The organism is Chitinophaga sp. (assembly GCF_039596135.1).
In the GTDB taxonomy this organism is placed as follows: Bacteria; Bacteroidota; Bacteroidia; order Chitinophagales; family Chitinophagaceae; genus Chitinophaga.
The window spans coordinates 146,071-161,167 of sequence record NZ_JBCNKH010000007.1 but is presented as its reverse complement, the minus strand read 5'-3'; the positions used below and the strand labels follow the sequence as shown (position 1 = coordinate 161,167).

7 protein-coding genes are annotated in these 15,097 nt (G+C 46.9%); all 7 read left to right on the top strand.

Annotated elements, in window-relative coordinates:
• The first annotated feature begins 464 nt into the window (after positions 1–464).
• The 7 genes from ABDW16_RS07670 (at position 465) to ABDW16_RS07640 (ending at position 15,086) form a co-directional block, all read left to right on the top strand.
• Positions 465–4,484 carry a two-component regulator propeller domain-containing protein gene (locus ABDW16_RS07670; protein ID WP_343668830.1) on the top strand — a complete coding sequence of 1,340 codons (4,020 nt, stop codon included), beginning with the start codon at positions 465–467 and terminating at the stop codon, positions 4,482–4,484.
• A gap of 134 nt (positions 4,485–4,618) precedes the next feature.
• Positions 4,619–5,197 (top strand): YceI family protein, encoded by a 579-nt coding sequence (locus tag ABDW16_RS07665; RefSeq protein ID WP_343668829.1) that lies wholly within the window; start codon positions 4,619–4,621, stop codon positions 5,195–5,197.
• A 60-nt stretch (positions 5,198–5,257) separates the two neighbouring features.
• Positions 5,258–6,658, top strand: a complete 1,401-nt coding sequence (locus ABDW16_RS07660) for a hypothetical protein (RefSeq protein WP_343668828.1) — start codon at positions 5,258–5,260, stop codon at positions 6,656–6,658.
• Positions 6,659–6,742: 84 nt separating this feature from the next.
• Entirely contained in the window at positions 6,743–7,336 is a 594-nt protein-coding gene (locus ABDW16_RS07655) for a YceI family protein (RefSeq protein WP_343668826.1), read from the top strand.
• 152 nt (positions 7,337–7,488) lie between these two features.
• Positions 7,489–10,323 carry a TIM-barrel domain-containing protein gene (locus tag ABDW16_RS07650; protein ID WP_343668825.1) on the top strand — a complete coding sequence of 945 codons (2,835 nt, stop codon included), beginning with the start codon at positions 7,489–7,491 and terminating at the stop codon, positions 10,321–10,323.
• An 87-nt stretch (positions 10,324–10,410) separates the two neighbouring features.
• Entirely contained in the window at positions 10,411–13,509 is a 3,099-nt protein-coding gene (locus tag ABDW16_RS07645) for a TonB-dependent receptor (RefSeq protein WP_343668824.1), read from the top strand.
• Between the two features lie 20 nt (positions 13,510–13,529).
• Positions 13,530–15,086, top strand: a complete 1,557-nt coding sequence (locus tag ABDW16_RS07640) for a RagB/SusD family nutrient uptake outer membrane protein (RefSeq protein WP_343668823.1) — start codon at positions 13,530–13,532, stop codon at positions 15,084–15,086.
• Positions 15,087–15,097 lie beyond the last annotated feature (11 nt).

Sequence of the window (15,097 nt, the reverse complement as noted above, 5' to 3'; positions counted from 1 at the left end):
AACTATATTGATCTAAAAGCAAGGTAAATGTAATGGAAAGAAACAGGTCGCAAACGATTGCACAAAAAAGTTTGCTAAACACTTGGTTATCACTTTAGCCCTCGTTACATTTGTTGTATAATTAAAAATAGCCACCTAAGAGATAAGTGAACAAGATGTGGGGGTGGTGATTGATGAGAGATAAATTTACCTTATTACATATAGCGATAGCTAAAAGATTTTATGGACCTGAGTACCATAACGTGGAATTTTAGCACAAAGGTCGAATTCTTTCGACCTTTCTCTTTTTTAGGACCTTGAGGAATGGCCTGCGGCAGCAAGGAAGCGGCCATTTTTTTCTGGCTGGCGCCAGTTGGGCGGGCTTGTATCCGTTCTGATTGCAGGTCTAAAATCACATATAGAATTTAAAACTGTATTCCCGACATTTAATTATATTACACCCACGTTTATGAAAAATTCTTATAGTGACCATCCGAAGATCGTTTTTATTCATCCTGCTACTATTATCATTCACTATACTTTGGGCACAAACACCACAGTCCCAATACCAATTGACTCGCCTCGACATCACCCAGGGCCTCTCTGCCAACCAGGTCAACTGTATTTATAAAGACAGCCAGGGCTTCATGTGGTTCGGCACCATGTCCGGACTCAACCGCTATGATGGCTATAACTTCAAGATCTTCAGACAGGATATCAGAGACACCACCACCATCGCCGACAACTTCGTTACCAGCATCATGGAAGGCCCCGAAGGCCTCCTCTGGATCTCACATAGAAACGGCCAGAACGTCTACAATCCGCAAAAAGGCAACTTTCAGCGTGACCCACGCCCAGCCCTCAGCAGGTTCGGTGTTCCTGTAGACAGCATCAATAATATTCTAAAAGACCTGGATGGCAACTACTGGTTCGTCACACCCAAAGATGGCCTCTATCGCTACTCTCCTGCCAATAAAAAAACACTCCACCTCCTGCCAGGCACCCAAATATCGGATATGGCACAAGCCCCATCCGGCTTCTGCTGGATCATCCATACCAACGGCCTGCTGGAAAAAATGGATCCTCATACCCAACAAATCGTTTCCCGAGACCAGCTCCCTACCCCTGCTTCCGCCCCTTATCAGCTCATGGCAGACAAAGATGGTGACTGCTGGCTCTTCAGTAACAACGATATACAAGGCATCTACTGTTTCAACCAGCGAACAAAAGCATTCACCCACTACGATCAGAACAATGGCCTGAATAACAACATCGTTCGCGGTGTAGTGCAGGACAACCAGGGACTAATCTGGGTTGGCACCGACCACGGTGGCCTCAACATTATCGACAAGAAAAATCAGCGCTTCCGCTATCTCACTAACAATAGCGAAGATCCTAAAAGCCTTAGTCAAAATAGTATTACCACCCTCTATAAAGATAACGCCGGCATCATCTGGATTGGGACCTACAAAAAAGGCCTTTGCTATTACCATGAAAACATGGTAAAGTTTCCCCTCTACCAGCACCAGGCATTTGCGTCGAACACCCTCCCCTATGATGATGTAAACCGCTTTGCCGAAGACGCCAGCGGCAATATCTGGATCGGCACCAACGGTGGTGGCCTCATTTACTTTGACAGGATCAAAAATACATACAAACAGTACCTCCATAACCCATCCAATCCCAACTCGCCCAGCGGCAATGTCATCGTCAGTCTCTGGATCGATCACGAGCAAAAACTCTGGATAGGCTCGTACTTCGGTGGCCTGGACTGCTTTGACGGGCACCGTTTCATTCACTACCGCCACGATGCCAATGATCCCAACAGTCTTAGTAACAACAGCATCTGGGAAATATTTGAAGACAGCCGGCAAAGACTCTGGATCGGCACACTGGGCGGAGGATTAAACCAACTGGTCAATAACCAGTTCATTCACTACAATGATAAAATGCGGTCGCCCTACATCTCCGCATTTCTCGAAGATAAAAAAGGTAACCTCTGGATCGGCACAGCCGAAGGCGTAGATGTGATGGATGCCGATGGTCATTTCACACACTACGACGCAGACCCAAAACAACCCGGTAGCCTCAGTCACAAAAACATCCTCTGCATATTTGAAAACAGCCAGGGACAAATATGGATCGGTACCAGCGAAGGACTGAACCTGTTCAATTCCGCTACAAAGACATTTAAAATTTTCAGAAAAGAAGACGGCCTACCCGACAATACAGTACTGAATATTTTAGAAGATAATAACCATACACTCTGGATGAGTACCGCCAATGGCTTATCCAATATGCGTGCACCACATCAGTTCAAAAACTACGATCAGTCAGATGGCTTGCAAGGCAGGGAATTCAATGAAAACGCTGCTTTAAAAACACGCAAAGGAGAACTGCTTTTTGGCGGTGGCAACGGCTTCAATTTATTCTATCCGCATAATATCGCCGTCAATTCAATCATTCCACCAGTTGTGCTCACAGACTTCCAGGTCTTCAATAAAAGCATGCAGCCCGGTGAGTCGCTGAATGGCAGAACACTCTTATCAGAAGCGATCAGTCAGACAAGACATATCACCCTAAAATATAAAGAGAATGAATTCTCCATCAGCTTTGCTGCGCTGAACTTCTTTCATCCTGAAAAGAATCAGTATGCCTATATGCTGGAAGGCTTTAACCATGAGTGGCTCACCAGTGATGGTCTGCTACGCACCGCCACGTATACCAACCTCGATCCCGGTGAATATATCTTCAAAGTAAAAGCATCTAATAACGATGGTATCTGGACACCACAACCACTGGAATTACGTATCACCATCTTACCGCCTTTCTGGCGAACACCGCTGGCATTCATCATTTACACCCTACTCATCATAGGCGCCTTAATCGTTGGCAGACGTGTAATTCTTGAAAGAGAAAGATTCCGTGCCCGCATTGCACAGGAAAGACAGGAAGCACGTCGTATGCATGAACTGGATTCTTTGAAGATTCGCTTCTTCACGAACATCAGCCATGAATTCCGCACGCCACTGAGTTTAATTATTACCCCTTTAGAAAGGTTACTCAAAAAAGATATAGAAGGCAATGTACAGCAACAGCTCGTGCTAGTACAGCGCAATGCCCGCCGCTTACTCAACTTAGTCAATCAACTCCTCGACTTCCGTAAAATGGAAGTACAGGAAATAAAACTATACGCCACCGAAGGTGATATCATTGCATTCATCAAAGAGCTCACTACTTCTTTCTCGGACCTATCTGAAAAGAAACAGATCCATCTCGACTTTCACAGCAATGTACCGTCGCTAAGCATGCTCTATGACCCTGACAAGATTGAAAAGATCCTGTTCAATCTACTCAGCAATGCATTTAAATTCACCCCTGACCAGGGTAATATTTCTGTTGACTTACAACTGCAACAAAACGGTTTTCTTGCCATCATGGTAAAAGATACCGGTATTGGTATTCCCCCCGAACAACAGGACCGTATTTTCGAACGCTTTTTCCAACACGACATACCCGGTTCCCTCGTGAACCAGGGCAGTGGAATCGGCTTAAGCATCACCAAAGAATTTGTAAAACTCCATGGCGGTTCTATCAGTGTAGACAGTGCTCCCGGCATGGGTAGCACCTTTACAGTTTTACTCCCTGTAAATGGTATTCAAACAGCAACTAAAGGTGCCACTCAAACTCACCACACCTCCATTATGGCGCCACAAATACCTGACGCACCTGCTGCCTATACCGGTAAAAAGCCCGTCATCCTCCTGATCGAAGACAATGAAGATTTCCGATTTTATCTAAAAGATAATCTTGGTCAGTATTTTCACATCATCGACGCTCCTAACGGCCTCGCCGGCTGGAATATTTTGCAGCAAACCCTGCCCACCATCGTGGTCAGCGATGTAAGTATGCCGGAAATGGACGGTTTGGAGCTCTGCCGCAAGATCCGGCAACAACCCCGTACAGCACACCTGCCCGTGATTCTCCTCACCGCCCGTGCTGCGGAAGAAGACCAGCTGGAAGCCCTTGACAATGGCGCATCGGAGTACATTACCAAGCCTTTCAATTTCGAAATGCTGCTGTCACGTATAAGGAATATCATTACCCAGCAACAATCCCTCAAAAAGACTTTCCAGCAGCACATAGAAGCTCATCCGGAGGAGATCGCCATCTCCTCGCAGGACGAACAGTTTATTCAGCAGGCCTTACAGATAGTAGAGAAGAATATTTCCAACCCCGACTTCTCTGTAGAAGAGCTAAGTCGCGAGCTTTTTATGAGCAGAGTCTCCGTCTATAAAAAGATACTTACTTTAACAGGCAAGCCCCCAATTGAATTTATCAGATCCATAAGACTCAAGCGGGCAGCCCAATTGCTCGAGAAAAGCCAGTTAACCATCGCCGAAATAGCTTACGAAGTCGGCTTCAATAACCCCAAGTATTTTTCCCGCTACTTCAAGCTGGAATACGGCGTCCTGCCCTCAGCCTACAAGGGCCGGAACGAATAAGATAACCACAGTCAGCCCCCCTCCAACTCCTATCAGGCACCGGAATGATGTCCATCATTTCCCACCAACCCACTTATCACCATCTTGCACTCAGATCGGAACGATATCCGACTAACGCTTAAATCCAATTTACCATGTATCACTCAGCAATCATCAGAAAAGGAATCGCCACATTACTGTTCGTTCATTTTATTATAGCGGCAGCATTCGCACAAACTAAAACACTGGTAAGCGGCATTACGCTCAAAGTAAACGGTACTTCCACCCTTCACGACTGGGAAATGAAAGCTACTGGCGGAACCTGCGCAGCAGACCTTACCTTCAGCCCTGCCGGCCAGCTGACCGCTATTCCTGCACTCAGCTACACCGTAGCTGCAGAAACACTTAAAAGTGAACACAGTGGCATGGATAACAATGCATACAAAGCATTAAAAACTAAAAAGAATCCAAATATCACCTTTAAACTCACTACCGCAACTGTAGCTGCAGACGGATCTATCAAAGCCCAGGGTCAACTGACCATTGCTGGTGTAACCAAAGTTGTGGATCTGACAGCCAAAAGCACTACAACAGCCGGCAAATCAGTAGTTATCAAAGGAAGCAAGGTTATTAATATGACCGACTTCAGCGTGGAACCTCCATCCTTCATGATGGGTGCCATGAAAACCGGTAACGCTGTAACCATTAGCTACGAGTTTACTCTTCACCAATAAGTTACACTTCAATCAATAACAAAACCACTAACCACTACACATTATTTTAAATCGATTGCCATGAAAACAAAAATGCGTCTGCAACACATCGTGTTGCTTTGCGTCGGCCTCTTCCCAATTACCTTGATGGCGCAAGACCGGAAAATTCCAAACTGGAGACCATACGATAAAACTGGTATCAACGTTTTCGAAGGTGCAAAGGATACCTCCTCTTACTTCGACGGTATTAAACCTAGAATTGGTGCTGGTTTCACTATGCAGTTCCAGAATCTGAAACACGAGAATCCAACTGCCCTGAACAATACCGTAGGTTCTTATTCCAGCTCCACAGGTTCTGTGGCTGGTAACAGACTGAAAGATATCACCGCAGGGTTCCAGACAGCACAGGCAAACATGTACTTCGATGTACCCCTGGCTCCTGGTATCACCATGAACTTAACCTTATACCTGTCTTCCAAACACCACAACGAAACTTGGGTAAAAGGTGGATATATCCAGATCGATAAAATGCCTTTCAAATCCGCCATCCTCGATGAGGTGATGAAATATGCAACTATCAAGGTAGGTCACATGGAAGTTGATTATGGTGATGCTCACTACCGCAGAAGCGATGGTGGCCAGACCCTCTACAATCCTTTCATGGAAGGTAATATCATGGATGCTTATGCTACTGAAATCGGCGCTGAAGTTTACCTGAAACACAATGGTCTGTTCGGTATGGTTGGTATAACCAGCGGTCTGATTAAAGGTAACATTGACTCTCTGTACTACAAGAGCAATCCTGATGGCAACCTGCACAAATCTCCTTCCCTGTTAGCTAAAGTAGGCGTAGACAAACAACTGGCTGAAAAATTCCGTCTCCGTGCAAGTCTGAGCTACTATGGTAACCAGAGCAGTGCAAGTAACACACTGTATGGTGGCGACCGTTCCGGTTCTAACTACCAGTTCGTGATGGAAGAAGCTTCTGCAAACCCAAGCAGCACCAGTGGTGCAGGTACTCCGCTCGCTTTCTCCGGCCGTTTCAATCCCGGCTTCACCAAGAAAGTAAACGCAGGTATGTTCAACGTGTTTGCTAAATACAGCGGTTTTGAAGTATTCGGTACTTACGAAAAAGCAAGTGGCCGTACTGCTGCCGAAACTAAAACAAGAGATGCCAGCCAATATGCCGTTGATGCAGTTTACCGTTTCTTCCCTAAAGAAAATGTTTTCCTGGGTGTAAGATATAACGAAGTAACTGCCCGCCCTGCAAACAGCGCAAACGGTACCGGTGCAGGTGCAATCACCTACACCCAGGATGTGAAAGTGAATCGTATTGCTGCAGCTGCTGGTTGGTTCGTAACAAACAATATCCTTGTGAAAGGTGAATATGTGGTTCAGAAATACAAAGATTTCCCTACAGCAGATTATCGCTCCGGAGGTAAATTCGACGGTTGGGTACTTGAAGCAGTGGTTGGGTTCTAATCTTTCAATGTCAGATAGTGTATCAATTTGAAAAAGACCCTCCCCAACAGGAGGGTCTTTTTTACTTCTTTCTTCCTTGTAGTAATGCGCACACTTACCTTCATATTAACAATTTGCAGCCTCCTGGCTTTCAAAGCACCTGCTCCCCGGGGAGTAAAATGGGTGGTACTCAATAATATCCTCGTTCGGGTAAGCGGTAGCACCAATGTGAACAAATTCAGCTGCGAAATCAAAAACTACCCAAACCGGGATACCCTCGTCTGCTACCAGAACAATGGTTCCGAAGTAGTACGCCTCAGTGGCAGACTGGAAATGGCCGTCTTTGACTTCGACTGCCTGGATAAAATGATGACCCACGACCTGCGGGAAACCCTCAAAGCCCATCAACACCCTGCCCTCCGCATCGCTCTCTTATCCCTTCAGAAATACCCTGCCCTCAATGGCAATCCTGAACAATTGTGCGGAAATGTAGCGATCGAACTGGCAGGAGTAACCAAAGAAATGTCCCTCTACCTAACCACCACCACCGACGATCAGAAGATGATCCATATGACCGGTTCTAAAAATATCCGCTTCTCCGATTTTGGCCTGGTACCTCCCCGGAAGTTTGGCGGCATGATCCGCGCTAAAGACGACCTGGTCGTGACCTTTCAATTCAACTTCAAAGTAATTGATTGATAATCAGCACATGTTTATCAAATTAACCCCTTCTCTTTTTCTTTTTAGTTAACATTTTGACCCCTAATTGAAAACATTCGCCTACCCTCTCTCTGATAGCAGTAGGCTACATTTGTCCGCACTCGAAAAGTGTAAAGACAAATTCCACAGATATGAAGAAAATCAGATTCCTCCCGATTGTGATTATTTCCTGTTGCTTTCAATTTTGCCAGGCTCATCGCGTCGAAAAATTGAAAGACGGCTTACTGATCAGACTAGACGGCAAAGTGAAACAGTTAAAATTGCAAGTGATCAATGACAAAATTATCAGGGTCTCTGCCTCTCCCGAAGACCAAATTTCAAATACACCCAGCCTCATATCGGTGGTTAGCACAAACCCGGATGTAAAATGGACATCTGTTGAAGCAGGAAATATCGTGACGTTGAAAACCGCTGCTTTAACAGCTACCGTAGACCTGACCTCCGGGGCAGTGCAATTTAAAGACGCCCAGGGTAACACCATCATAAATGAAGGCGGGAAGGCTTTTACCCCTGTAACTATAGACGGTAAAAAGCTTTTCCGACTTCAACAACTCTTTGATTCTCCCGCAGACGAAGCTTTTTATGGTCTGGGCCAGCCACAAACTGGGCTCATGAACTATAAGAACCAGGACGTAGACCTCACTCAGTATAATAGCCAGGTAGCTGTACCCTTTGTTTTGTCCAGCCGCCACTATGGTATTCTGTGGGATAATTACTCCATTACCCGCTTTGGAGACGATCGCCCTTATGAAGAACTGGGCACCCTGGAACTAACCGATAAAAACGGCCGAAAAGGGGCTTTAACCGCTACTTATGGCATGCGCTATCAAAAAGACAGCGTATTCCTGCAAAGGGGGGAATCTAAAATTGACTACGCTTACCTGCCCGCCCTCAAAACCATTCCTGCCGGTTACCCAATGGCCAAAGGCATCGTAACCTGGGAAGGAAAGGTAAGCCCAAAAGAAGGCGGTGACCAGAAATTTTACGTTTCGGCTTCCGGTTACATCAGAATATGGATCGACGGAGTATTGATGCTAGACAAATGGCGGGAGGGCTGGAACCCCGGTCCTTCCGTCTTTAAAAAGGCGATGCAGACGGGCGAACAGCACGACCTGAAAATCGAATGGATCCCCGAATCTGATCAGGCTTTTATTTCCCTCAAGCACCTCTCTCCCACTCCGGAACGCCTGAAAGATAAAATGGCCTTTACCTCCGAAGCCGGTGAAAAAATCGACTACTATTTCATATATGGCGCGCATGCTGACGAAGTAATCGATGGCTACCGCACCGTAACCGGCAAAGCCGCTATCCTTCCCAAATGGGCTATGGGTTTCTGGCAAAGCCGCGAAAGATACAAAACCCAGAAAGAGGTGATCTCCACCGTACAGGAATTCAGGAAAAGACAAATACCCCTGGACAATATCGTGATGGACTGGTCTTACTGGGAAGAAAATGCATGGGGTAGCCAGGATTTCGATCCTGCCCGGTTCCCGGATGCGAAAGGCATGATCGATTCGCTCCATGACCTGTATCATACCCACTTCATGATTTCAGTATGGCCTAAGTTCTACAGGGATATTCCGAACTACAAACTGATGAATGACAAAGGTTATCTCTACACCAAAAGCATCAATGATACCATCCGCGACTGGATTGGCAAAGGCTATGTATCTACCTTTTACGACGCCTTCAATCCCGATGCCCGCAAGTTGTTCTGGTCCATGTTAAACAAACACCTGTTCAGCAAAGGGGTAGATGCCTGGTGGCTGGATGCGACCGAACCGGATATCTATTCCAATACAACGATCGATTATCGCAAACAACTGATGAACCCTACTGCTCTGGGGCCATCCACACAATACTTCAATCCTTTCGCCCTCATGAATGCAAAAGGCATCTATGAAGGACAGCGGGCAACAAAACCAGATCAGCGCGTCTTTATCCTTACCCGCTCTGCGTTTGCTGGTTTACAACGTTACAGCGCCGCAACATGGAGTGGTGATATTGCCGCCCGCTTTGATGAACTGGCCCGGCAAATTCCCGCTGGCCTGAACTTCTGTATGTCTGGCTTACCCTACTGGACCACAGATATCGGGGGCTTTTATGTAGAAGATAAATATGACAAGCCAGATCCCCAGGGAGACAACTTACAGGAATGGCGGGAACTGAACACACGCTGGTATCAATACGGGGCCTTTTGTCCATTGTTCCGTGCTCACGGACAGTATCCATACCGGGAAGTGTACAATATCGCACCTGAGAACAGCCAGGAATATCAATCTATCGTTTATTACGACCGGCTGCGCTACAGGTTGATGCCTTATATTTATTCCCTTGCCGGACAGACTTATCATAACGGCTATACACTGATGCGTGGGCTGATGATGGATTTCGACCAGGATACTGCCGTTCGTCATATAGGAGACCAGTTCATGTTCGGTCCTGCCTTCCTGGTTAATCCGGTATATGCTTACAAGGCGCGCACCCGCGAACTCTACCTGCCAGCAGGCCAGGGTTGGTACAACCTGTATGATGGTCAGTATACCGAGGGTGGACAGCACATTACAGCAGCTGCGCCATTGAACCGCATTCCGCTGTATGTAAAAGCAGGCAGCATTGTACCCTTCGGTCCTGCACTGCAATACACCGGCCAGCACCCTGCCGATACCATTTCCGTATATATCTATGGTGGTAACAATGGACAATTCAGCCTCTATGAGGATGAAGGGGTGAACTATAATTATGAAAAAGGAATGTTCAGCACAATCGCATTTACCTATAACGATGCTGACAATACGCTGCAGATTGGCAAACGGGCAGGTACATTTCCCGGCATGCTGCAACAGCGTACTTTTCGTATCGTAAAAATTGACAAGGCACACCCTGCAACATTTGACCTGGCTGCCAACAAAGGCCAGCTGGTACAGTACAATGGCAATGAACAAACGATCCATATAAATCTTTAAAACACATCAACATTTAACACGTTGTGAACAATACAAAACTTGTCGCTTTCAATTCTTACATCATCCAGAAACAAACATTCTAACATTATGAAAACTGCTTACAAAATCCACGATTTTGTGGCTGCATCCTGGGGGATCAGAAGCATACTGCTCATAGCAATGCTACTGACCGGTACTATGACTATTGCACAGACCAACTCTCACCTGCTGGAAGGGAGAATATCCACAGCTGGTAAAGATGAACCACTACCCGGCGCCAGCGTGCGCGTAAAAGGTACTAACAATGGTGCCATTTCTGACATCAACGGTCGCTTTCACCTGCAGGTGAAAGATGAAGACTCCCTGGAAGTTACCCTCATGGGGTTCGACAAACAGGTGGTAGCCGTAAAGGGACAAACCAGCATCAGGATTCAGTTGACCGAAGGCACAAAAACAATTGAGGAAATCGTTGTAGTAGGTTATGGTACTGAAAAGAAAAAACTCGTAACAGGTGCTATCGACCACGTGAACACAAAACAACTGGAAGAAAACCACTCCCTGCGCGTAGACCAGGCTTTACAGGGCCAGACACCCGGAGTGCAGATCGCCACTGTATCCGCACAACCCGGCGAAGCCATGAAAGTACGTATACGCGGTACTGGTACCGTGGGCAGTGCAGACCCTATCTACATTATAGATGGTGTGCCTATACAGGACATCTCCTACCTGAACCCTTCCGACATCGCTGGTGTAGACGTGTTGAAAGATGCTGCATCCTCCGCCATCTACGGTTCCCGCGCTGCGAATGGAGTAGTACTGATCACGACCACCAAAGGGAAAAACGCCAATACCAAACTGGCTTATGACGCCTATTATGGTGTGCAGAACCCTACCCATAAAACAGCGCTGCTGAATGCACACGACTATGGTGTGATCATGAATGAAATGGCCATCAACTCCGGCAACAGTCCTTACTTTACCACCCAGCAACTAAGTGCGCTGGGCAAAGGTACCGACTGGCAGGAAGCTATGTATAACAAGAAGGCACCAATGATGAACCATAGCGTATCACTGTCTGGTGGCAACGACCGCTCTGTATATTCTTCTTCCGTATCTTATACCAAACAGGATGGTATCATTGGTTTCAAAGGCCAGTCCAGGTATGAGCGCGTAAACTTCCGCCTCAATTCTGAACACAAAGCCTACAAGGACCTGCTGGTCTTTGGTGAAAACCTCACTTACTCCCGCTCTGCTAAAAGTGGTGTAGGTGTGAGCAACATCTATGACAATTCCATGCACGGCGTACTGAATGTAAGCCCGCTCTTCCCTGTGTACGATTCCACCGGCGCTTTCGGTAAGTCTACCTGGAATGTGGGTGAAACCAACCCCGTGGCAGCGATGTACTATAAATACCAGAACAAAAATACCTACGATCGTGTCATTGGTAATACCTACCTGCAGGCTACACCAATTAAAGGTCTGAATATTCGTACTGACTTTGGTATTAACCTGATGTATACAAATACCAATAGCTATAAACCGGTATATGACCTGTCTACTACTGAATATAATATTCACTCACAGGCCAACCAGGGTATGGAACGCGATGCGGTGTGGAACTGGGATAATACCATCAACTACCAGCGCCAGTTTGGTAAACACAATATCAATGCACTGGTGGGTATGAACTCAATGGAGAGTACTACCTTCTTTGTAAATGGTTACAAACAGGACCTGACTAAAACAGGACTGGACAACGCCATCATTAACAATGGTACTACAGACAGTACGCAAAAGGTGTATGGCTCCAAAGGTTCTTCTGCACTGTTGTCCTACTTTGGCCGTATTGGATACAACTATGCGGAAAAGTATATGTTCACGGCCATCTTCCGTATCGATGGCTCTACCGCATTTGGTGCAAATAACCGCTACGGTCACTTCCCTTCTTTCTCTGCAGGCTGGGTACCTACCAATGAGCCATTCCTGAAAAAGTACTGGCTGGATTTCCTGAAGATCCGCGCCGGCTGGGGCCAGAACGGCAACCTGCCATCTGCTCAGTACCAATACCTGTCTACCCTCTCCACCCAATACCTGGGTTACTACTTCGGCAGCGGCGATGTAGCCTATGTAGGTGCAGCGCCTACCAAGACCGCCAACCCTGACCTGAAATGGGAAACATCCGAACAGACCAACTTTGGTATCGATGCGGTGATCTTCAAAGATTTCAGTATCACCGTGGACGTGTATAACAAGATGACGAAAGACTGGCTGGTAAGTGTGAACACACCTGCTATCTCTGGTGCAAACACAGCCCTGGTAAATGGTGGCGATGTACGGAACAGGGGTATTGAAGCCGCCCTGGGATGGGATCATAAGTTCCATGAACTTTCTGTAGGCGTAAATGCGAACCTGACTGTCAATCGTAACAAGGTGACCGACATTCCTAACAAGGAAAAGATCATCAATGGATCTACAGGTGTTACCTATGCCAGCATGCCTGAGTTCTACCGTGCCCAGAAGGGTTTCCCAATGGGTTACTTCTATGGTTACAAAACCGACGGCATCTTCCAGAACACGGCCGAAATAGCTGCTTACAAAGGTAAAGATGGCACGCCTATTCAGCCGAATGCACAACCCGGCGATGTACGCTTCCAGGACCTGAATGGCGATGGCGTCATCAATGCGAGCGATGAAACCATGATCGGTAATCCATTCCCTAAATTTACCTACGGCTTCAATGTAAACCTGGGTTACAAGGGTTTTGACCTGACAGTGGCCATCTATGGCAGCCAGGGTAGTAAAATCTGGGATGGTACCCACGACTTCTCCAGCCCACTCAGCAACTACTCTACCGAGATCCTGGGTCGCTGGACAGGCGAAGGTACTTCTAACAAAATTCCCCGCATTACAGATGGCGCTGAGTTGAACCAGAACTGGATCCGCTCTTCTGACCTGTATGTTAAAGACGGTTCCTTCCTCCGCATTAAGAGTGTGAACCTGGGTTATGACTTCAAGAAGTTGTTCCCGCAGATGCCTATCCAACAATTGAGATTATACGTTTCCGGTACTAACCTGTTTACGTTCACTAAGTACAAAGGCATAGATCCTGAAATTGGTTATGGTCCTTCCAGCTGGGCTTCCGGCATTGACGTAGGTACCTACCCACAGCCAAAGACACTGTTAGTGGGTCTGAACGTTAAATTTTAATCACCGGCAAAACATTCCACATGAAAAAGATATTCTTAGCAGCTATAGCAATCGCGTTCTTTGCCGCTTGTAGCAAGAGCTTCCTGGAACGCTCCCCCGTTGATGAACAGACGGAAGAATCTTTCTATAAAACGCCGGAACAGGCATTGCAGGCATTGGTAGCCGTATACAATGAACTGGAGATCGGTGACTATGATAATATCCACCTGGTATCCGAAATAGCCAGTGACGACTGTTTTGGCGGCGGTGGTACCTCTGACCTGACCTGGAAACAATGGGACCGCTTCCAGCCAGCATCCAATATAAACCTGAGCCTCTGGCAGAAATATTATACCGGTATCTACAGGGCCAATATCCTCCTGTCAAAAATAGATGGAGTGAACTGGGGCAGCGATACCACACTGAAAGTTCAGTATACTGCAGAAGCCCGTTTCCTGAGAGCTTACTTCTACTTTGACCTGGTAAGGCTGTTTGGCAATATTCCAATGACCACTTCACCCCTCACACCAAGTGAACTGGATCTGCCACAATCCGATCCGGCCGAAGTGTATGCACAGATCGCCAAAGACCTGAAGTATGCTGCTGATAACCTGGCTGCTACACCGTATGCCAGCATCTCTTCTGCCAATTATGGCAGGGTGAACAAATGGGCGGCTGCATCCCTGATAGGCCGTGTATTCTTATACTATACCGGCTATTATAGCCAGGCCGATCTGGCAGGCGTGATTACAAAAGCAGATGCCATCACTTACCTGGACAATGTGATCAATGCTGGTGGTTATGGCCTGGTAGATACCTTTGCAAACCTCTGGCAGTCATCCCTCACCCGCTTTGTAGGAGAGGATAATAAAGAAACCGTATGGTCTATTAAATTCACTTACAAAGGTCTGGGCAACTGGGATCAGCACAATGGTAACCGTATGCAGGTCGACATCGCGATCCGTAACCAGGTGCTGGATCCTTATTATAAAGGATGGGGTGCGGGTACAGTGAGCACCAGCCTTTGGAATGCATATGATAATAATGATACCCGTCGCGGCGCTTCTATTGTCTCTATTGAAAATGAAAATCTCACTGCCTACTCACTGGGCGACCAGTCACAATACACCGGTTACTTCTGGAAGAAATACACTCCTATGAATGCCGGCAATGCCGTGGAGATGGGCGGCGACTTCCAGATTGACAACTACTATGACGACGTAGTCATTCGATATTCTGATGTATTGCTGATGGCTGCTGAGCTGAACCTGGAAGGCAACCTGTCAAAAGCGCAGGATTACTATAACCAGGTACGCGACCGGGCCTACTTAAGCACCAGCTATCGCAAGACGCTCACTGCCGATGCAGCCGGTAAATCGCTGATCATGAATGAGCGCAGACTGGAACTGGCACTGGAAGGCCAACGCTACTGGGATTTGCTCCGTCAGGGTATAGATGTTGCGAAAGCGGCAATTGATAATGCAGGCACGTCTGATTTCACAGTGAGCTTCCCTGCTGCCACAAAAGGCTTGTTCAAAATTCCGGAGCAGGAGATCAGCTTGTCTAATGGCGTGTATAAACAAAACGCCGGATGGTGATTTTATAATTC